This is a genomic window from Streptomyces sp. NPDC014734 (assembly GCF_043083325.1).
Lineage (GTDB): Bacteria > Actinomycetota > Actinomycetes > Streptomycetales > Streptomycetaceae > Streptomyces.
Window position 1 is genome coordinate 81,756 of record NZ_JBIBYN010000016.1, and the last position, 20,287, is coordinate 102,042.

16 protein-coding genes and 1 tRNA gene are annotated in these 20,287 nt (G+C 68.9%); 11 read left to right on the forward strand and 6 right to left on the reverse strand.

Annotated elements, in window-relative coordinates; genetic code table 11:
- Positions 1-166 precede the first annotated feature (166 nt).
- From tmk to ACF1CT_RS24025, 4 genes are all read left to right on the forward strand, one after another.
- Positions 167-3,376 (forward strand): dTMP kinase, encoded by a 3,210-nt coding sequence (tmk, locus tag ACF1CT_RS24010; protein WP_391785974.1) that lies wholly within the window; start codon positions 167-169, stop codon positions 3,374-3,376.
- 471 nt (positions 3,377-3,847) lie between these two features.
- On the forward strand, positions 3,848-5,053 hold the full coding sequence (locus ACF1CT_RS24015; protein ID WP_391785975.1) for a DNA polymerase III subunit delta': 1,206 nt from the start codon (positions 3,848-3,850) through the stop codon (positions 5,051-5,053).
- 130 nt (positions 5,054-5,183) lie between these two features.
- Positions 5,184-6,710 carry an alpha/beta hydrolase gene (locus tag ACF1CT_RS24020; protein WP_391785976.1) on the forward strand — a complete coding sequence of 509 codons (1,527 nt, stop codon included), beginning with the start codon at positions 5,184-5,186 and terminating at the stop codon, positions 6,708-6,710.
- Positions 6,711-6,833: 123 nt separating this feature from the next.
- Positions 6,834-6,907: transfer RNA gene (locus ACF1CT_RS24025), tRNA-Thr, on the forward strand.
- Between the two features lie 223 nt (positions 6,908-7,130).
- Here ACF1CT_RS24025 and ACF1CT_RS24030 read toward each other — a convergent pair.
- Genes ACF1CT_RS24030 through ACF1CT_RS24040 form a run of 3 tightly spaced genes read right to left on the reverse strand, consistent with a single transcriptional unit; the run spans position 7,131 to position 10,091 of the window.
- Positions 7,131-8,072 carry a nucleoside-diphosphate kinase gene (locus tag ACF1CT_RS24030; protein ID WP_391785977.1) on the reverse strand — a complete coding sequence of 314 codons (942 nt, stop codon included), beginning with the start codon at positions 8,070-8,072 and terminating at the stop codon, positions 7,131-7,133.
- Complete coding sequence (locus ACF1CT_RS24035) at positions 8,069-8,782, reverse strand: hypothetical protein (RefSeq protein ID WP_391785978.1); 714 nt, start codon at positions 8,780-8,782, stop codon at positions 8,069-8,071. Before ACF1CT_RS24035 ends, ACF1CT_RS24030 begins: the two co-directional genes overlap by 4 nt.
- A gap of 40 nt (positions 8,783-8,822) precedes the next feature.
- Positions 8,823-10,091, reverse strand: coding sequence for an aspartate aminotransferase family protein (locus tag ACF1CT_RS24040; RefSeq protein ID WP_391785979.1), 1,269 nt, complete (start codon positions 10,089-10,091; stop codon positions 8,823-8,825).
- A 664-nt stretch (positions 10,092-10,755) separates the two neighbouring features.
- Here ACF1CT_RS24040 and ACF1CT_RS24045 point away from each other — a divergent pair.
- The gene (locus ACF1CT_RS24045; RefSeq protein ID WP_391785980.1) at positions 10,756-11,541 is read left to right on the forward strand and encodes a hypothetical protein; all 786 of its coding nucleotides are present in this window, start codon (positions 10,756-10,758) and stop codon (positions 11,539-11,541) included.
- A 10-nt stretch (positions 11,542-11,551) separates the two neighbouring features.
- Positions 11,552-12,463, forward strand: a complete 912-nt coding sequence (locus tag ACF1CT_RS24050) for an ArsR/SmtB family transcription factor (RefSeq protein ID WP_391785981.1) — start codon at positions 11,552-11,554, stop codon at positions 12,461-12,463.
- Between the two features lie 101 nt (positions 12,464-12,564).
- Here ACF1CT_RS24050 and ACF1CT_RS24055 read toward each other — a convergent pair whose 3' ends face one another.
- Positions 12,565-13,782, reverse strand: a complete 1,218-nt coding sequence (locus tag ACF1CT_RS24055) for an MFS transporter (RefSeq protein ID WP_391785982.1) — start codon at positions 13,780-13,782, stop codon at positions 12,565-12,567.
- A 1-nt stretch (position 13,783) separates the two neighbouring features.
- Positions 13,784-14,767 carry a diiron oxygenase gene (locus ACF1CT_RS24060; RefSeq protein WP_391785983.1) on the reverse strand — a complete coding sequence of 328 codons (984 nt, stop codon included), beginning with the start codon at positions 14,765-14,767 and terminating at the stop codon, positions 13,784-13,786.
- A 382-nt stretch (positions 14,768-15,149) separates the two neighbouring features.
- Here ACF1CT_RS24060 and ACF1CT_RS24065 point away from each other — a divergent pair, with 382 nt between their 5' ends.
- The 3 genes from ACF1CT_RS24065 to ACF1CT_RS24075 all read left to right on the forward strand — a co-directional run bounded on the left by ACF1CT_RS24065 (position 15,150) and on the right by ACF1CT_RS24075 (position 17,434).
- Positions 15,150-15,614, forward strand: a complete 465-nt coding sequence (locus ACF1CT_RS24065) for an NUDIX hydrolase (RefSeq protein WP_391785984.1) — start codon at positions 15,150-15,152, stop codon at positions 15,612-15,614.
- Positions 15,611-16,429: an inositol monophosphatase family protein gene (locus tag ACF1CT_RS24070; protein WP_391785985.1), complete on the forward strand. Its 819-nt coding sequence runs from the start codon at positions 15,611-15,613 to the stop codon at positions 16,427-16,429. The genes ACF1CT_RS24065 and ACF1CT_RS24070 overlap by 4 nt, the downstream gene beginning before the upstream one ends.
- Positions 16,430-16,894: 465 nt before the next feature.
- Positions 16,895-17,434, forward strand: a complete 540-nt coding sequence (locus ACF1CT_RS24075) for a DOMON-like domain-containing protein (protein WP_391785986.1) — start codon at positions 16,895-16,897, stop codon at positions 17,432-17,434.
- A 51-nt stretch (positions 17,435-17,485) separates the two neighbouring features.
- On the opposite strand, the gene ACF1CT_RS24080 is transcribed toward ACF1CT_RS24075, so the two are convergent.
- The gene (locus ACF1CT_RS24080) at positions 17,486-17,899 is read right to left on the reverse strand and encodes a hypothetical protein (RefSeq protein ID WP_391785987.1); all 414 of its coding nucleotides are present in this window, start codon (positions 17,897-17,899) and stop codon (positions 17,486-17,488) included.
- 103 nt (positions 17,900-18,002) lie between these two features.
- Here ACF1CT_RS24080 and ACF1CT_RS24085 point away from each other — a divergent pair, with 103 nt between their 5' ends.
- Together ACF1CT_RS24085 and ACF1CT_RS24090 are read left to right on the forward strand one after the other, a co-directional pair.
- Complete coding sequence (locus ACF1CT_RS24085) at positions 18,003-19,019, forward strand: TetR/AcrR family transcriptional regulator (RefSeq protein WP_391785988.1); 1,017 nt, start codon at positions 18,003-18,005, stop codon at positions 19,017-19,019.
- Positions 19,020-19,193: 174 nt separating this feature from the next.
- A complete protein-coding gene (locus tag ACF1CT_RS24090; protein ID WP_391785989.1) occupies positions 19,194-20,171 on the forward strand; it encodes a hypothetical protein in 978 nt (325 codons plus the stop codon).
- The last annotated feature ends 116 nt before the right edge of the window (positions 20,172-20,287 follow it).

Sequence of the window (20,287 nt, forward strand, 5' to 3'; positions counted from 1 at the left end):
GCCGGCGGTCCCCTGCCGATGGCCCAGCCGCTCCGGCGGGGCGGCTTCGGCGCGGGGCGGTGGCCGTGGCGGGCGGAGGCGTTCGCACAGCGCTTCGTCCTGCCCCGGCGTCCACATGTTCGGGCGGGGCCTCCGGGCACCCCGGGGATCCGGATAGGCTGGGCGGATGACGCGAGCCGAGCAGCCAACGGTCGTGAGCCCCACCTCCGACACACTTGCCGCAGACTCACGCGAGCGCGCCGTACGAGCCCTGTTGCGTGTCCCGCCGCTGAAGCGGTTGTGGAGCGCCCAGCTCGTCGGAAGCATCGGCGATGCCCTCGCCCTTCTCGTGCTGGTGCTGATGTCGCTGCAAGCGGCGGTCCTGGAGGGCTCATTCGGAGCCGGGTACCGAGGGGCGGCGTTCGCCGTCGCCGCGGTGTTCGGTGCCCGAATCCTTGCCACCTTGCTCTTCGGAGCCGTACTCCTCGGGCCGCTGACGGCGCTCACGGCACCGGGCGGGCCGCTGGACCGGCGGTGGCTGATGATCGGGACGGACGGGTTCCGGCTCGCGCTGCTGGTCGTCGCACCGCTGTGGATCGACTGGATGCCCGAGCAGGCACTCATGATGATCCTCATCACCGTCTTCCTGGTCGGCGGCGCCGAACGCCTGTGGACGGTGGCCAAGGACGGCGCGGCCCCCGCGCTGCTGCCCGCCCCGCCCCCGGAGGGCGCCGCGGTTCGCCCGCTCCCCGACCACCTCGACGCACTGCGCCGGCTCTCCCTGCGCACCGACTTCGCCGCGATCCCCGTCGCGGCGGCCGTCCTGCTGGTCGCCACGCTGGTCGGCAACCTGCTGGGCACGGGCCTTGAATGGTTCTCGCTCCATCAGGCGGCGCTCGGCTCGTATGTCGCGGCCGGACTGTTCTCGGCCTCGATCTCCACCCTGTACTTCCTGCAGCTGCCCGGCTCGCAGACGCCCCGCCCGCGCTCTCCGCTGGAGGGCCTGCGCCGTCCGTCGACCGGCGGCGGGACCGACCGCGGCCGCACCGGGGCCGTGCCGCTGCTCGTCGGCGCCTCGGCCGCCGTCGCCGGAGCGATCGCCGCCGTCGCGGCCGTCGCCGCCCTGCACGCCGGAGAGCTCGACGGCGGGCCCGCCACCTTCGCCCTGCTGATCCTCGGTCTGACCGGCGCCACCTGCATCGGCATCCGTACCGCGGAGAAGGTGCTGCCCACGCTGTCGCGGCGTCGGCTGCTCGCGCTGGCCGTCGCCGTCACCGGCATCGCGATCCTCGCCATGGGCCTGGTGCCGGACACCGCGACCGTCCTGCTGATCACGGTGCTCGCCGGATACGCGGCGGGTGTCGCCGCCCGCACCGGCCATGTCCTGATCGACCAGGAGACCGAGGAACCCCGCCGGGCCAGGACCACGGAGCACCTCCAGGCCGTCGTACGGCTCCTCGTCGGGCTCGGCGCGCTCGGCGGCCCGCTGCTGTCCGCCGCGATCGGCGCCCACCGGCTGGCTTCCGGGGCCTTCGTCTTCGCCCACGGCGGGGCCGCCTTCGCGCTGATGCTGATCGGCGCGCTGCTGCTGCCCGTCGCCGTGATCGTCCTCGCCAAGACGGACGACCGCTCCGGCGTGCCGCTCCGCCGCGACCTGCGCGAGGCACTGCGCGGGGGCGAGCCGGATGTCGCGCCCGCCGCGACCGGGTTCTTCCTGGCCCTGGAGGGCGGCGACGGCGCGGGCAAGTCCACCCAGGTCGAGGTGCTCGCCGAGTGGATCCGCGCCAAGGGCCACGAGGTCGTGGTCACCCGGGAACCGGGTGCGACCCCGGTCGGCAAGCGGTTGCGTTCCATCCTGCTCGACGTCTCGTCGGCCGGGCTCTCCAACCGGGCCGAGGCACTGCTGTACGCCGCCGACCGCGCCGAGCACGTCGACTCGCTCGTCCGCCCGGCGCTGGAGCGGGGCGCGATCGTCATCTCCGACCGCTACATCGACTCGTCCGTCGCCTACCAGGGCGCGGGCCGTGATCTCTCGCCGACCGAGATCGCCCGGATCTCGCGTTGGGCGACGAGCGGGCTCGTACCGCACCTGACCGTGCTGCTGGACGTCGACCCCGAGACCGCGAGGGAACGGTTCACCGAGGCGCCCGACCGGCTGGAGTCCGAGCCGCCGGAGTTCCACGCCCGGGTGCGTTCCGGATTCCTGACCCTGGCCGCGGCCGACCCGACGCGCTACCTGGTGGTGGACGCCGGCCAGGACCCGGAAGCGATCAGCAAGGTCGTGCGCCACCGGCTCGACCAGCTCCTCCCGCTCTCCGAGGCCGAGATCAAGGCCCAGGAGGAGGCGCGCCGGAAGGCCGAGGAGGAGGCCCGGCGCAAGGCCGAGGAGGAAGCGGCCCGGAAGGCGGAGGAGGAGCGGCTGGAGCGCGAGCGGCAGGAACAGCTCGCCAAGCTCCGTGCCGAGGAGGAGGAGCGCAAGCGCCGCGAGCTGGAGGAGGCACGCAGGCGCGAGGCGGAACGCCAGGCGGAGGAGGCCCGGCAGCGGGCCGAGGAAGCCCGTCGGCGGGCCGAGGAGGAGCGGGTCAAGCGGGAGGCCGAGGAGGCCGCCCGCGAGGCCGAGCAGGCCAGGCTGCGCAGGAAGGCCGAGGAGGAGGCCAGGCTGCGCAAGGAGGCCGAGGAGGCGCGGCTGGAGAAGCAGCGCCGCGCCGAGGAGGCGCTGCTGCGGGCCGAGGAGACCCGCCGCCGGGCCGAGGCCGAGGCAGCCGCCGCGGCTGAGGCGGCCAGGCGGGAGGCGGCTGCCTCTGCTTCCGTGCCGGACAACGAGATCACCGTGCCGACGCCGATCGTCGACCCGAACGACATCACGCAGCAGGTGCCCTCGCCGACGAAGAGGCCCTCGCGGTCCGACGAGGCCGAGACGACGATGCTGCCGAAGTACCAGGATCCTTCGGACCGGCCCGGTGCCGGGAGCGCCGCGGACGAGACGGCGGTTCTCCCACCGGTACGTGACGTGCGGGACGTGCGGGACGCCCATGACGGCCGTGACGGTCGGAGTGTGCGTGACGGTCGCGACGGCCGGGGTGTGCGCGACGCGGATCCGGCCGACCGGGTGCCGCGGGGCATCTTCCGGGACGAGCGCCCGGCCGGTTCCGGGGCGGAGAGCGAGAACGAGCGCACGCGCGAGCTCCCGCAGATCGGTGACCCGCACGCGAACGGACCGCAGGAGACGCGGAGCCACGGGGACGGCCGGGAGCCGCGTGCCCGGCGCCCGCGCCCCGACTGGGCGGAGGAGACCCCACTGGACGATCTGCCGACGCTGGCGGACGAACTGCTGGGCGACCACCGGGACGACGACGGTTCGGGGCCTTCCGGCCGGGGGCGCCGTCCGCGCCGCTGACCGGGGCAGGGCGCGACGTGCGAGGCGGGACGGGCCAGCCAGGCGGTAGGGCCGGGCGACTCGCGAGGCGGGACGGGCCACTCAGGCGGCGGGGCCGGGCCTCTCGCGGACCGGGGACGGGACGTTCGGCGGAAGCCGCCGGAGCGCGGCCCGGCCGGGATTGTCGGACCCGTCCCTCACAATGGGAAGACGGATCCGCCTCGGTTCCCGTCCGGCTTCGTCCGGATCGATCAATCGATCGACTGATTGGTCGATGGATGGATGGATGGAGTGACGGGCAGCGTCGGCCGACCGCGCTGTCGCATCGCACGACAACGCACGACAACGCACCACGAACGCGCGACACGCACGACGAACGAACGCGCGACACGTACGACGAACGAACGCGCGACACGTACGACGAACGCACGCGACGAACGCGCGACAACGGTGCGGCCGTGTTGCCGCACACCACCGGAAGGGCGGTGACCCATGACCGTATGGGACGACCTGGTCGGGCAGGACCGGGTGCAGGAACAGCTCGGTGCCGCCGCCCGGGACGCCGATGCGCTGGTCACCGCCCACTCCGCGGGGGAGCCGGTGGCACCGGGGTCGAAGATGACCCACGCCTGGCTGTTCACCGGACCGCCGGGCTCCGGCCGTTCCACTGCGGCCCGGGCCTTCGCCGCCGCCCTCCAGTGCACCAGCCCCGACCGCGCCCTGGGCGGCGTACCCGGGTGCGGCTTCTGCGACGGCTGCCACACCAGCCTCATCGGTACCCACGCGGACGTCGAGGTGATCCGTACGGACCTGCTGTCCATCGGTGTGAAGGAGACCCGTGAGCAGGTCCGTCGCGCGCAGCTCTCCCCGGCGGGGGGCCGCTGGCAGGTCATCGTGCTGGAGGACGCCGACCGGCTCACCGAGGGTGCGGGGAACGTCCTGCTGAAGGCCGTCGAGGAGCCCGCGCCGCGCACGGTCTGGCTGCTCTGCGCCCCGTCCCTGGAGGACGTGCTGCCCACCATCCGGTCCCGCTGCCGCCACCTCACCCTGCGCACGCCCCCGGTGGACGCGGTCGCCGACGTGCTCATCCGGCGCGACGGCATCGATCCCGAGCGGGCCGCGTCGGCCGCCCGTGCCACCCAGGGGCACATCGGCCGGGCGCGCCGGCTCGCCACGGACGAGCGGGCCCGCTCCCGTCGTGCCGCCGTCCTGAAACTGCCGTTGCGGATCGAGGACATCGGGGGCTGCTTCAAGGCCGCCCAGGAGCTGATCGACACCGCCACCGAGGACGCCAAGCAGGTTTCCGAGGAGGTCGACGCCAAGGAGACGGAGGAGCTGAAGGCCGCGCTCGGCGCCGCCTCCGGGGGGCGGATGCCACGCGGCACGGCGGGCGTGATGAAGGAGCTGGAGGACCGGCAGAAGCGTCGCAAGACACGTACCCAACGCGACAGTCTGGACCTCGCGCTCACCGAGTTGACCGGCTTCTACCGCGACGTACTGGCCATGCAGATGGGCTCGCGGATCGCGATCGCCAACGGGGACGCGCAGGACGCCCTCGATCGTGTCGCCGAATCCTCCACGCCCGAGCGCACCCTGCGCCGGATAGAAGCGGTGAGCGCCTGCCGACGCGCCCTCGACCGCAATGTCGCGCCGCTGCTCGCGGTGGAGGCGATGACGATGGCGCTGCGCGCCGGGTGAGGCGTCGGTCCCCGTCCGCGTACGGGCACGTACGGCCCATGGTCCGCCGCCGTCATGGCCCGTAATCGGTCCTTTCACCCGTACGGGCGATAAACGGGGCGTTCCGTGCCTCGGCGGCTACGCTCCGGGGATGGACTCCAGGCGCCCGCTCCGCACCTTCGCCGCCGCGCTCTGCACGGCAGGTCTCCTCGTCTCAGGCTGCAGCAGTGGTGGGTCGGACAGTTCGTCCCCGTCCGCTCCCGTCACGCCCGCCGCGCTCCGGCCCTACTACGCGCAGCAGCTCAACTGGCGGGACTGCGGAGTCGAGGGGTTCCAGTGCGCGACGATGAAGGCCCCCCTGGACTACGCGAAGCCGGGCGGCGGCGACATCGACCTGGCCGTCTCCCGTGCCGCGGCCACCGGCCCCGGCGAGCGGATCGGCTCCCTGCTGGTGAACCCGGGCGGCCCGGGTGGCTCCGCCATCGGCTATCTCCAGAACTACGCGGCCGTCGGCTACCCCGCCCAGGTCCGGGCCCGCTACGACATGGTCGCCATCGACCCGCGCGGGGTCGCCCGCAGCGAGCCCGTCGAATGCCTCGACGGGCCGCAGATGGACGCGTACACGCAGGTCGACCAGACTCCCGACGACGCGGCCGAGGTCGACCGGCTGGGGAACGCCTTTCAACAGTTCGCGAGTGGCTGCGAGCGGCACTCGGCCCGGATCCTTCCGCATGTCTCCACCGTCGAGACGGCACGCGACATGGACATGTTGCGGGCGCTGCTGGGCGACGAGAAGCTGCACTACGTCGGGGCGTCGTACGGCACCTATCTCGGCGCGACCTACGCGGGCCTCTTCCCCGCCCGGGTGGGACGCATGGTCCTGGACGGTGCGATGGACCCCTCGCTCCCCGCGTTCGACGTGAACCGAGACCAGACCGCGGGCTTCGAGACCGCGTTCCAGTCCTTCGCCGCCGACTGCGTCAAGAGGTCCGGCTGTCCGCTCGGCACCACCTCCACCGCCGACGCGGCCACCCGTCTGAAGGGGCTGTTCGCCGCCCTCGACGCCAGGCCGGTCCCCACGGGTGACTCCCGCGAACTCACCGAGTCCCTCGCCACCACCGGCGTGATCGCCGCCATGTACGACGAGTCGGCCTGGCCCCAGCTCCGCGACGCCCTGACCCATACGGCGAAGGGGGACGGCTCCGGACTCCTCTCCCTCTCCGACAGCTACTACGAGCGCGAGCCGAACGGCACGTACGCCAACCTGATGTTCGCCAATGCCGCGGTGAACTGCCTGGACCTGCCGCCCGCCTTCACCGACGCCCGAGCCGTCACCCGGGCGCTCCCCGACTTCGAGAAGGCGTCCCCGGTCTTCGGCCGTGCCTTCGCCTGGGCCGCCCTGAACTGCGCCCACTGGCCCGTCCGCTCCACGGGCGCCCCCCACCGCATCGAGGCCGAGGGCGCCGCCCCGATCGTCGTGGTCGGCACCACCCGCGACCCGGCCACCCCGTACAAGTGGGCCGAGTCCCTGGCCGGCCAGCTCTCCTCCGGCAGGCTCCTCACCTACCGCGGTGACGGTCACACCGCGTACGGACGCGGCAGCGACTGCATCGACACCGCGATCAACACCTATCTCCTGGACGGCACTCCGCCGGACGACGGCACGCAGTGCTCCTGAACATCTCCGCCGATCCGGCCGCTGACCTGCGAGAACGAGCCGGAGCGGGGGTGGTGCGGAGCACCCCCGGAAACTGTGTAGACTTGGCGACGCTGCTGATCGCACCATAGTGCGACAGGGTGTGCCGCCTTAGCTCAGTTGGCCAGAGCAACGCACTCGTAATGCGTAGGTCTCGGGTTCGAATCCCGAAGGCGGCTCTGTGGAAGCCTCAGGACTCACTCGCCGTGACCTGGGGCTTTTGCTCTTTCCGGCCCACGCCTCCGGCCGCTCACGTGCCGGAGGTCACCGACATCGGCAGGGGCGCAAGACCGGCAGAGGCGTAAGACCGGCAGAGGCGTAAAAGGGCCCGGGACGGCCCGGGACGTAAAGGGCCCGGGACCACTCGATGAGCGGGCCCGGGCCGTGACGTGGGACAAAGGTTCAGAGCGCGGCCGGCAGGTCCGGGGGCTCGGGCTCGGCGGGGTTGTGCCAGCTCGCCGGAACCCCGGTGGTCGCCTGGCAACGAAGAACCAGGTCCTCCCAGCCGGACGGGGTGACTCCGTAGGGGGCTGTCGCGGCCGTCAGGCTGTCCGCGTCGAACCGTACCGAGCAGGCCTCCGCAACCTGGGCAAGGCAGTCGACGACCGCCCGCCCGTTCCCCGCCCCGGTGGCCTCGACCGCCGCGTGCTGGCGGTCCCACAGCGCACCGAGGGACGTCAGGACCCCAGCCGGTTTGATCCGCCGTCCGGCCAGCTCCTCCGCCTGATTCTGCAGGGAACGTGCCTCGGGTACGGGGACGTCGAGGGCGGCATCCAGGACACGGCGCCGAACGTGGCAGGCCACAGCCAGCGCACTGGTGGCCGGGCCCGTGCCGCCGGTCTCGTCACCGGGGCCGGTGAACGCCTGGAACTCCGTGACCCCCAGAGCGTCGAGCTCGGCCAGGGCCTCTTCCGGGGAGTCACTGGAGTGCACCCCGTTCATCAGCCGGTTCTCGGCGCCGAGAACATGACGGAGATGCCCGGGATGGCACGCCGCCGGGTCCGAAGGCCCCTTCAAGGCGCGCAGCGTGTCGGTCAGGGAAGGCGTGTCGAGGTGGTCGGATACGAGCCAGCAGGCGAGACTCGGCCCGGCCGCGAAGAGCCGGTCGACCAGCAGATCCTCGGCTTCCGGTGCCCGGCCCCTGCGGTTCTTCCCGTACAGCGCCGCGATCTGTTCCGAGGTGGGCCGCAGCGGGGCGACGCCCTTGACGCGGATGCCCAGGGTGCCGAGGTAGCGCAGGGCGGGCCACTGCCGTCCCGAACCGGTCGCGTCGGGAGAGAAGAGGACGAAGCCGGAGTCCGGCCCAGGCACGAAGGGGCCGACGCCCGTGTGTACGACGTTCATGCCGAGTCTCGGTTCCCCACGCCCACCGGGTACACCTCGGTTCCCGGAGCGGGCTCGCCCCGGAACCAGTTCTTGACGGATGCGTGGTCCTGCCCGTTCAGGACCGTGCAGGACATGCCGTTGGCCTCAAGGAAGGGTGGCAGGCACTCGTCGATGCTGGTCCGTCCCATGGCCGCCGCGTCCACCGTCGACAGGCGCTCCAGGTAGGTGCCGTCGCCCTCCGGGTGCCGGATTCCCGGGACGTCGGTGAGGATGGCGAACTTCCGCGCACCGAAGAAGCGGGCGAACCACGCGGCCATCGAGTCGGAGGTGATGACCCAGGACCGTTCGAAGATGTCGAGGCCGATGATCTGCTCCATCGGCAGCATGATCGCCACACGCTTCTCGTCGAGGACGGAGGAGACCTCGACGGGCCGGGTGAAGACCTTCGAACCGGGGCAGAGGGTCGAGAAGATCAATCCGGTCTGGTCCTGGGCACGGGCGCAGAGCTGGTGGTGGATGTCCGCGGGGAAGTGGAGTGTGCGGTCCACGTCTTCGATGTAGTTGTCGATGGGGCCACCACCGGGAAAGACGACCACGCGGTGTGTGGCAGCCAGCCGCGACAGGGTCTCGCCCAGCTCGCGGGCCCGGTCGAAGTCGGCCAGGAGGCTGCCTCCCAGCTTGACCACGACGTCGACGCCGAAGTCCCGGAAGCCCAAGTTCTTGTCCATCGGAGTTTCTCCTTGCGGGAATGAGGTGCGGGAAAGAGGCTCAGTGACCATGGGCGCGCAGCAGCGCTTCGAACCGGTCACAGATCAGGTGAGCCTCGTCCATGGTGAGGATCAGCGGAGGCCGGATCTTCAGCACATTGCCGTATCCGTAGCGGGAGGTGCGGACTATCAGCCCGTACTCCATCGCCTTGTTCGCGAGGAAGTTGGTGAGGGCGGCGCTGGGAGCGCCGTCCGCGTCCACGATCTCCACGCCGATCATCAGCCCGACGCCGCGCACGTCCACGACGCACGGCAGCGCGGGCTGGACGGCTTTCAGACGTTCCTGGATCAGTGATCCGGTGGCCTGGACGTTGGCGAGGAAGACGGGGTCGTCGATGACGTCGAGCGTGGCGAGGGCGGCGGCCGCGGACATCAGGTTCGCCCCGTACGTGAACGAGTGGTCGTTGGCCGGAAGGCCGCTCAACTCGTCGCTGGCGAGGATGCCCGCGACCTGCGCGCCGGAGCCCCCGAGCCCCTTCCCGACGGTCATGGCGTCGGGCTCCACGCCGAAGTGTTCAGCGGCGAACATGCGGCCGGTGCGTCCGATGCCGGTCTGGATCTCGTCGAGGATCAGCTTGATGTCGTACGTGTCACACAGTTCGCGCAGCTTGGCGAAGTAGCCGTCGGGGGGCACGATGTTGCCGCCGTTGCCGGAAATGGGCTCGACGAGGACAGCCGCGACGCTTCCGCTGCTCGCGTATTCCAGGAAGTCGGCAAGCCGGTCCACACACATCAGTCCGCAACTGTCGCTCTGCTGTCCGTAGAAGCAACGCAGACAGTACGGGTCGGGCACCTGGAGTCCACCGATGCCCACCAGTGGTAAGGACTTCTTGCGGAAGGCGTTCCCGGACAGCGCGGCCATGGCCATGGTCTGGCCCACATGGCTGCGGAAAAGGGTGACGACGTCGCGCCGCCCGGTGGCGCGCTGCGCCATCTTGATGGCCCCCTCGTTGGCCGTGGAGCCGCCGGACACCTTGAGGTGGGCCTTGGTAAGTCGTTTGGGCGCGAGCGATACCAGACGGGCGGAGAGCCGGTTGATCACATCCGTCTGGAAGCTGGATGTGGCGTGGACCAGGTTGTCGGCCTGCTCCTTCATCGCATTGACGACCGCCGGATGCCCGTATCCCAGGCTGAGGTTGAAGGTGGCGGACGCACAGTCGATGTACTCGTGGCCGTCGGAGTCTCTGATGTGGACGCCACTGCCGCTGGTGATCCTGAGGTCTGACACGGGGTAGTAGACGGCGCTCGAATCGTCGCGATACACGTTCACTTCCGGTTGCTCTAGGTCTTTCCGGGCAGCACAGGGCAACCGTCGGGACGTGGTCCGAGACGGATGACAGGGCAAGCCTTCGAAGACAACGGGCGTCAGGAGACGGTCATATGGGCAGAGGGGTCGACAAATGGCATGCCAGGCCTCGTAGGTGCGGCTGCGCGTTCGACGACATTGGCGTGGTCGCAGCCGGTGCACTCGCGCCCAGGGATTATTGCCGCCCGACAGTGAAAGATCTAGACCATTGAGGATCACGCGCTCCATCTCCGCAAGCCCTCGATGCGCGACCGCGCCGCTCTGCCTCCTGTTCCGGCAACTCGTATACGCGTCCGTCGAATTGATCATTGAGTCGGTCACCTGCTTGGTCGTCGTCGACGGCGCTGTGGCGGTCGCTGGGCGGTATCTCGTGCGGGACGTGGGCGCACGTCCGTGCGGCCGCGCAGCGGTACCGGCGGGCAGGTCGCTGATGACGAGGGGCGCGGTGGCCGGCCGACGCGTACCGATCCGACGGTGCGGCGTCTCCACTGCGCGGACAGGGCGGCGAACAGAGCGGCGAATAGGTTCGATTCGGTCCGCGACGAATCGGTGTACACCGTTACGCGGCGTCGTTAGCCTGGCCGCCAGTTTCAGTTGTCCGTAGTCGCTCATTCCAATGGAGATCCAGATGCAGGTAGATGTTGCCCGGATTTGGGGTACATTGATCGACCGGCAGTTGGTGCCGGAAAGCTGCCAGGCCTCCTTTCTTGTCGGGTCGTCCGCCAACGGCTGGGGCAACAACAAGAGCGATTTCGACATTTGCATGGTGAGCACGGAACCGTGGACGGGCCCCGACTGTGTCGAGACCTCGGTGCTCCTGGAGCCCCCGGTCGTGCAGTGGCACACCTTCCACTCCGACAACCGCGACTGGGATCTCTCCTACTGGGTGGACACCCAGTTCGATCAGCTGCTCGCCAAGCTCTCCTGGACCGGGTTCGACCAGGTCCGCGCCAACAGCGGTGACATGCTCCCGCCGCGTGAGGAGGTGCTTCTCGGGCGACTGGCGACGTGTCGGCCGTTGTTCGGTGAGGACTGGGTGCTGCGTCGTCGCGCCGAACTTGAGGCTTCCGCCTTTCAGTCCATCCTCGTCACCCGTTCCCTCGGCGAAGCGGACCGGGCCATCGAGGACAGCATCGGACAGTTGGAGGACGGCGATCTGAACAGTGCCGTGCTCTCGGCGCGGCAAGCCCTCGGCTACACGGTCGACGCGCTGCTGGAGGAGCAGGGGCAGTACGGAAGCCACCTGATCAAGTGGCGGTCACGCCGCTTCCGAGAGGCCAAGCCCACGGCGCTCAGCTTTGACAAGTACTGGGAACTCGAAACGATGCAGGACTTCGATCCCACCGACCCGTCGAGGTGGATCAACGCGGTTCTCGCCCTGTGTCAGGACCTGTCGCTCAAGATAGAGGTCTGAGCGACGCCACGTGATCCGGATACAGCTCGATGAGCTCACTCTCGGACGGGTACGTATCGCGATCAGCCCGTTATGGGAGGCCGTTTCCAGCCTGGCGTTGACCATTCGATATCGCAGCGAGATTCCGCACCCTTACGCGAAGTGGCTCGCGACCGCACGCCGCCGGGTTTCGCCCGCGCTGCACAGAGAGCTGGTCGGCATGGTGCGAGTGCACCAGGTGGGCCTGTCGTCCTCTCTCACGCCGATCCCCGACTGTCCCTCGTCCTCGATCGAGGACGAGCTGGAGGTTCTTCGGGCATCGGGACACAACAGGTTCGCTGAGCTCACAGGGGACTACTGGAGCGCTGCGATCGCGGCCTACTGGCCCGATATGCGGGGCGCATTGGAAGAAGAGATCCTGGTACGCGGCCGTACTCTGGTGACCGGGGGCGCGGCCATGATGCTGCACGAACTCGGAGGACGGGTTCGTTGGGAACGTCCCGAGTTGAGCGTTCCGCACCAGGCAGATCTGGACTGGCGCATGACGGACGGCCGCCTGATCATCGTGCCCGTGCTGTTCGCGCGCGGCATGAGGATCTTCTCCACCCTGCGCGACACGGTTGCGTTCTCCTACCAGGCACAGAACGCCGCGATTCTCCGCGGGCCCGCCGGCGCCGCGGGCAGGCCCGCCGACGAGGTGCGCCAGAACGACAGGTTGACGATCATTCTTGGCCGCGGACGGGCGGCAGTCCTGCGCGGGCTGCACGCACCGGCCACGACCATGGGACTGGCCGGCTCCACCGGTCTGGCGCCGAGTACCGTGTCGCAGCACCTGGCGGTGCTGCACTCCGCAGGTCTCGTGGGGCGCCACCGCATAGGCTCGCGCGTGCTCTACGAGTTGGCGGACTCCGGTGTCGTCCTGCTCGCCCAACTCGGCGGCTGAGCCCTGTGCCGACGGCCTGGTCCGAGGTTCTGTGCGACGGCCCGGAGTGTGGTTCGTGCCGGCGGCCGGAGTGAGAAGCGCACGTCGGACAGCTGATCCGGTCAGTCCCTGGGCAGGTTGCGGATCACCGGAATGGCGAGCAGCAGGCACGCGGTGACCACCAGCATCGCCGAGGAGAAGTACAGCACTGGCGCGGCGCCGAGCGAGAGGGCTACCAGTCCGGCGGCGACCTGTCCGATCGGTCGCATGATCACGGATCCTGCGACGTCGTAGGCGTGCACCCTTCCCAGCACGTCGGTGGGTATCTTCGTCTGCACGCTCGTGTGGAACATGACCAGCCAGAACGCCGAGCCCGCACCGTCCACGAGATATCCGACGGCAAGCAACGGCGGGGACAGCCGCATGGCGACCACCAGGATGGCAAGGGTGCCGACGGCCAGACCGACAGCACCGGCCCGCAAGGGATAGCGCGGCTTGAGGCGAGCGGCGACCAGGCCGCCCAGAACCGCGCCCACCCCGAACATCGACATGATGACGCCGAGGGCCTTCTCCCCGTGCTCGATGGTGATGAGACTCGGTCCGAGGGTCATGAAGGGACCGTTCACGGTCACTTGGAAGAGCATGAAGACCACGATCACGCTCCAGAGCCACGTACGCGCCCGGAACTCCTGCCACCCCTGGACGAGGTCGCGCCGGAGGGGCACCTGCCGCTGCACACGCGGGGTCCTCAGCCGCAGGGCGAGCAGGCAGACGGCACTGACACCGAACGTCGCGGCGTCGATCGCCATGACGACCGGAATGGACGCGAGGACGAGAAGCAGCCCGGCCGCGGCGGGCCCGGCCACTGTCGCCAGCGATTCCGTGACGCGCAGCGCCGCGTTGGCCTTCTGGACGTCACGGGCGATCCGCGGAATGACGCTGCCGAAGCCGGGCTGAAAGGCCGCCGCGGCGCACCCGCTCAGTGCAAGCATCATGAGGATCAGCCAGAGGGCCGGCCTACCGACCGCGAACGCCACCGCGAGAGCGCTGTGAACGGTAAGCCGGGCCATGTCCGCGGCGACCATCACGCGCACCGGAGTGAACCGGTCGACGATGACACCGCCGAGGATGACGAAGACGGCCAGCGGAGCGGTGTAGGCGGCGAGCGCGTAGCCCACTCCGGTGACCCCGTACCCGGCCTGCAGTACCGCCACCGTGATCGTGGTCGGAAGAAGCATCTGGTCGCCGAAGATCGATACGGTCCGGCCCGCGAAGAAGAGCGTGAAATCCCGGGACCAGAGCCGTTCGTGCGGTTGATGCGCTTCGATGGGCTCAACCACGCTACCGTGCCGCCGTCTTCGAGAAGTCGTAGTCGACACGCTCCTCGATCTCCAACTCGCGGACGAGACGTTCCACCGTGGAAAAGTCGGTGAACATCATGTCCGTGCCCGGCAGGCCGCGCGTATCGGCGATGATCTCAACCGCGCCGGATATGCCGACGAACTGAAGAATCTCGGACCAAAGCTCGTAGTCCTGTGCCGCCAGGGCCCGGATCGCGCCCCCGACGGAACCGGCGAAGAGTTCGCGCTGCTCCTTGTTGAGGTGGACGAAGACGTCCTTCATCAGTTCGGCCACGATGGGCCCGTGCGCCGCCTCGTCCCTTGCGTGCAGGCGCGCCACGAGCGAATGCATCGGATGAATCGTCTTGTCCTGTGCGAGCAACTCCAGGAAGTTGTTGATGTGGAGTTCGCCGACCACCGTCCAAACCAGGAACAGGATGTCCCGCTCCCATTTCTCACTCCGTTGCGCGGTGAGCTCGAACAGGCGCTTGTTCGTCACCGGGTGCGAGTAGTCCGGCTCCAGGGTCAGGTTGCGAGCCTCCTTCGTACGCTGCATCGCCGTCATGTGCATATAGGTGTGCCACACCTCGTCGATGTGCGACTGCTGGACGGCCTCCTTGGCCTCGTACCGATCGATGCCGGGGAACACTCCGCGCGCGAGCATCTCGAAGGTGGGATTGGCGACGTTCTCCTCAGCCGCGATCACCCGGGCGTTGTAGGCCTGCCACGCCAATGTGTTCACGAGCCGGCGCGACGCCTCCGGAGCATCGAGGAAGCGCGGGTGCTCGGCGAAGGGAACGAGGTGCACCGGATAGTCCAGTTCATCCGATGCGACGTTTTCGGAATTCATGAAGGCGGACATGTCCGTGCGAATGGTGGCCCGTCGTGGCCAGGACGCAATGAGACGCTTCAGGGTGCTCGGGCCCACATGCGGCTCGGATTCAATGCTCTCGATTCCGGGCCCCTGGGAATGGACATCGATCACGAAAGTGCCCCCTTCTCATATGTGCGGAAATTTGCTTCCGCCTGACTCCGGCTCAAGGTCTCCAGAGGGCCGAGCCCGTCGGGTCAGGTATGCCTCGCAAGTCCGCTCATGATTGAAGGAGGTCGGCGAACTGTCAAGGCGTCCAGGCAAACACCGTTCGGCATGCGCGATCGGGATACGACCGAACGAGCCTCTCGTACGCGAGATTCACGCAGGTCAAAGCCGGTGTGATCAGCCATGGGTGCGACGGAGTGCTCCTCGGCGCGGAGCGGCTACAAATCGGGAGATTCGGTGGATGACGAATCGTTGTGCGTCGCCGTATTCAGGTAGTTACCCTGGTGGCTCATCGCGCAGGTGTCCATAAATTTCGAGGGAGCTCAAATTGAGCTATATTTCAGAGTTGCGCGCACGCGTGGGTACGCGTCCGCTTATTCTGCCCGGAGCCGCCGTGATCGTCGTGGATCCCAGTGGTCGAGTCCTGCTGATGGAGCGCGCTGATACCGGAGGCTGGGGCCTGCCGGGGGGATTTATGGATCCGGGAGAGTCCCTGGAGGAGACCGCGCGGCGAGAGGTGATGGAGGAGGTCGGGCTGGAGGTCGACGAGCTGAAACTGATGAACGTCTTCTCCGGGCCGGAGCAGTACTACCGATATCCCAACGGGGATCAGGTCTTCAATTTGACCGCGGTCTACACGGCCACAGCGCGAGACTGGTCGCATCTCAAACGGGATCCCTCGGAGGTTTCTGAGGCGAGACTTTTCGCCACCAGTGAATTTCCGGCCGACCTGATCGCACCGGAAGTTCCGATCCTGGAACACTACTCCCGATTCGCGAGCGTCTCTCGGTGATCTCCACCGCAGCCCGGCCACCCCTAGAGGAGTATCTGGCCTTTCTGGAATCTCTGCTCCGGGAAGCGGCCGAAACGGCCCTGTCCTTCCCGCGAGGTCTGACCTCCCACATCAAGGACGCCGATCCGAACCAGGTCGTGACGGATGCCGACCTGGCCATCGGACAGAAACTCAGAAGCCGGATTCACGAACGGTTTCCGCACGACAACGAGATCGACGAGGAGTGGGGCACGGTAAGGGGGACCTCTGCCATCACATGGGTGATCGACCCCATCGACGGAACCTCCAATTTTGCTGCGGGAAGCCCTCTTTTCGGTATCATGGTCGGGATTCTTGAGCATGGCAGGCCGGTGGCGGGCGGGGTGAGTCTTCCCGCTCTCTCCGAGACATATGTCGCCGCGGTCGGGCACGGCGCCCACATGAATGGAAACAAACTCGAACTCAAGACCGGAGGCGAGTTGGCAGAACAGCTGGTCGCCTACGGAATGGATTTTCATCCGCCGGAGACGGAGCTCGATCTCCGGGCAATGGAGAGCATCGCATCCCGTTGCCGAGGGATCCGGATGAGCAACAGTATATTCGATTGCATGATGGTCGCAAAGGGTGTGTACGCGGCTTCCATGCATCGCCGCAACCGCATTTGGGACTGCGTCGCCCCACACGTCATCATCCAGGAAGCCGGTGGAACGTTCTCCACTATGGAGGGCGACGTTCCGGATTACCGGGACCCCCTGGAAAAGGTCACGCAGGTGTACTCGATGATGGCCTGCGCCCCCGATTTTCACGGGGTTCTCACAGATATCACGCGAACATAATTCGGCGCTGCGGGAAGCGTGCAACCCCTGGCCGTCCGAGCCGGCGTTTCCGAGTTGCCGCACCGCTGCCCCGACCGCCGGTGGAGTCGCATTCCGCCGCCGAACAGCGCCCGACGGCACTCGAAGGGCCGAGAACCATCGCGACGGATCTGCTGACCCCGCCCGTCACCGTCTCCTCTCCGGCCGGTCTCTCCTCTCCGGCAGGTCTCCTCTCCAGCCGGTCTCTCCTCTCCGGCCGGGAGGCGGTGCCGGTCGCGGCGATGCGCCTCGGTTCGCCCAAGGGCTCACCCGTAATCCCCGGCGGTCCATGGGATAGATTCGCTTCCCTCCTGAAAGGCGGGATCGACGCGCGTGCGGAGAGCCGTTCCATCCTGCCCAGGGGCAGCCGCGATCAGCCTCTATTCCGGAAGAAATCCTTCCGAGGATTGACTCGTTTCCTCCTGAAGTTCTCCAGAATGTGACGACATGACCTCACGCCTTCCGCGCAAGTTCTCCCTGAGGCCCTTCACGCCTTCCGGCCCCGGCATCGTGCGGGCGCTCGACGTGCGGGTGGAGGAACCGGCACAGGGGACGTTCGACCTGCGGTACACGCTGCACGCGGACCTCTCCCGCCTGCGTGTCCCCGCCACGCGAAGTCCACGTCATACGGACGAACTGTGGAAGCACACCTGCTTCGAGATGTTCGTGCGCAAGTGGCCCGACTCCCCTGCCTACTACGAGCTCAACGTCTCGCCGTCCACTGAATGGGCCCTCTACGCGTTCGACGACTACCACCGGAACAGGGCGGATGTGCGTCCGTCCACGCCTCCCCGGGTGCACGTCGCACGGGAGCCGGACCGGCTGCAGGTGGACGTACGGCTGGACATGCGTGACCTGCCGCACGCCGGCGGCATGGCCCTTTCCGCCGTGGTCGAGGACGACGACGGCGATCTCGGCTATTGGGCTCTGAAGCACGCCTCGCCGAAACCCGATTTCCATCATCCGGACAGCTTCATCACCATCTGACGGACGGTCGCCGCGGCGCGAAGTCTCGGCACACCCCGTTCGGCGGGGTGGTCAGGTGGCCGCGACGGTGTCGCGCGACCACAGCAGGAACACCGCGACCAGCCCGGCGAGGGAGGGCAGCGCGCCGGCCAGGGTCATGAGGAACGGGTGCGGCTGGCTGAAGTGGTAGAGGGAGAGTGCCGTCCCGGCGGCGAAGGCGCCGGTCGCGAGGGCGCGGGCCCGTCGCTTGCCGCCCCTGACCGCCCGCGCGGTCCACCACCACAGGCCGAGGCCGATGACCTCAAGGGTGAAGAGGTAGGTCAGGATGCTGGATTCGGCAGTCTCGGCCCTGTGGGGGTCGGCCGGGTAAAGGGCGTGCAGTTGGTCGGCGAGGTCGCCGCTCAGGGCTACCGTGACGCAGGCGCTGAGCAGGGTCAGCGCCGCCCCGGCCCGCAGGGCGCCGATCGTCGTGCTCCGGTCGGACATGGTTCTCCCCGTTCTCGTCGTGCTCGTACGTGTACTCCGAGTACTGTGGGCCTCAAACTAGCAGACATGAAACTTGGAACACCATGTTTCATTAGGGGTCGAGTTGACGAATGAGGAGCGGCGCGGCGGGAGCGGCGTCGAGGGTGCGCGTGGGCAGGGTCCTACCGGTCTGGCGGGCCGTCGGCGCCGGTTGTCGGACGCGGAGACCGCGCGGCGCATGCTCCAGTGCGCACTGGACATGGTCAACAGCAGTGGGCTGACCGTGAGCCTGGAGCACATCAGGCTGGAGGACGTCATCCGGGACGCGGGTGTCTCCCGGAGTGCCGTGTACCGACGCTGGCCGTACAAGGACATGTTCTTCAGCGACCTGTTGCGCGAACTCGCCAAGGCCGCGGCTCCGGCGGCGGTTTCCGACCGGGAGACGGTCGAGCGGGTCAGGGGCCGGGCGCTGGAGCGCCTGGACTGGTTCCGTACGCCCGCCTCCCGTCACGAACTCCTCGTCGAGCTGTTGCGTCACGGGGCCGAGCAGGACTTCGAAGCCATGCGTCGCTCGACGGAGTGGCGTACGTATCTGGCCCTGCACGCAACGTACTTGAGCCTCGACGACGGGGAGCTGCGTGGTGATCTGCAACGGACCCTTGCCGAGTCCGAGCGGGCCTTCGTCACCCGGATCGCGGGGGCGTACGCCCGGCTCGCGCTGCTCGTCGGCCATCGGCTCCGTCCGGGGGCGGGGACCTTCGAGTCACTGGCCCTCCTGGTCAACGCGACCATGCGGGGGCTGGTTCTCACCGCGCTGTCGCTGCCGTCCGGCACGGGCGCGGCGGGCGGTCCGGGGACGCTGCCCGGGCCGGGTGCCGGTCCTGCGGGCCCGGGCGCCGATTTCGCGGGGGCGGGTGGCGGTCCTGCGGGGGAGGGCGGTGGTCCGCTGGGCCCGGGCGACTTGTCCCCGCTGTCCGCAGTGGGGGTCATCGGCATCGCCCTGGCCTTCCTGGAGCCGGACCCCGAGGTGGTCTGGGACGACGAGCGGGTCGAGCGGGTGCGGGGTGTGCTGGAGACCGGGACCGGGTTCGACCGCCTGGCGTCGGGGGAGGGGACGGGGTCCGGCGCGGGGGTGGAGTGAGGAGGCGGGGGAAGGCGTGGGTGTGTCCGGCGGTGGCGGTTCCGCCGGTCTCGGGCGAGGGGCCTGAACCGGGATCGGACACGTGAAGCACCCGTGAAAACCCTGTGGAGGCGATGTCGGTGGGGCCGTTTATGCTGCACCCGACGATCACGCGGGACCAGGGGAGGGCGCGGCATGTTCGGCAAGCTGTTCGGCAGGGGTGGTGAGAGACCGGCGGCGGATCCGTACGCCCTTCCCGTCCCTCGCAGGCAGAAGAACGGGACGTATACGCTGCGCGCGCTCGGGGACGTGCGGGTGCTCGCTCTGGTGGAGGCTGCCGACGCGGGCGACTGGGAGGCGGTCAAGGCGGCGCTGGAACCCTTCGATCTCGGCCGCGACCACCAGGTTCTGGGCGAACTCGCCGACCTGGACGGTGTGCAGGACTGGATCGGCCGGGCCGTCGAGGAGGACGAGGAGCACCGGGCGACGGCCCTGCTGATATCCGGGGCGCGCCATATCAACTGGGGCTGGGAGGCGCGCACCACCGCGCGTGCCGTGCACGTCACGCAGGATCAGTGGCGGGTCTTCCGCGAGCGGCTCCAGATCGCCGAGGAGCAGTTGTTCGAGGCTGCCGAACTGCGGCCGGAGTGGGTCACGCCATGGCGCCGTCTCCTGACTTCCGGCCGGGGGATGTCGCTGGGTCCCGCCGTCAACGAGACCCGGCTCGGTGCCGCCCTGCGGCGTGACCCGCTGGACCCGGAGACCCACGTCGAATGGCTGTCGCAGTTGCAGCCGCGTTGGGGCGGCGAGCCGGGCCAGGCCCTGGCGTTCGCCCGCGACGCGTTCGCCCGCACCCCGCAGGGGCACCGGCTCGGCTGTGTCATCGCCATGGCGCACATCGAGGAGTGGGTCGAGTCGGACGACGGAGACTGCCTCGAAACCCCCGAGGTCCAGGCCGCCGCCGACCACAGCATCCTCCACCCCGCCTATGCGCGGCGCCCGGGCTGGCAGCACGATTTCAACATGTTCGCCATGGCCCTGTCGCTGGCCGGTGAGCGCCACACGGTCCGGCGCGTCTTCCAGGCGCTCGACGGCGCCCACACCAGATGGCCCTGGACCTATTTCGCGGAGCCCGAGAAACAGTTCGCCCGGCACCACCGCCACCACGCCTGAGCGCACGCCGGTCCTGGTTCCTTCCGGTGCCTGTCGTTTCGCTGCGTCGGTCCTGGTTTCGTTCCGGTCCCTGTCGTTTCGTTTCCGCCGTTCCCGGTTCCTTCCGGTGCCTGTCG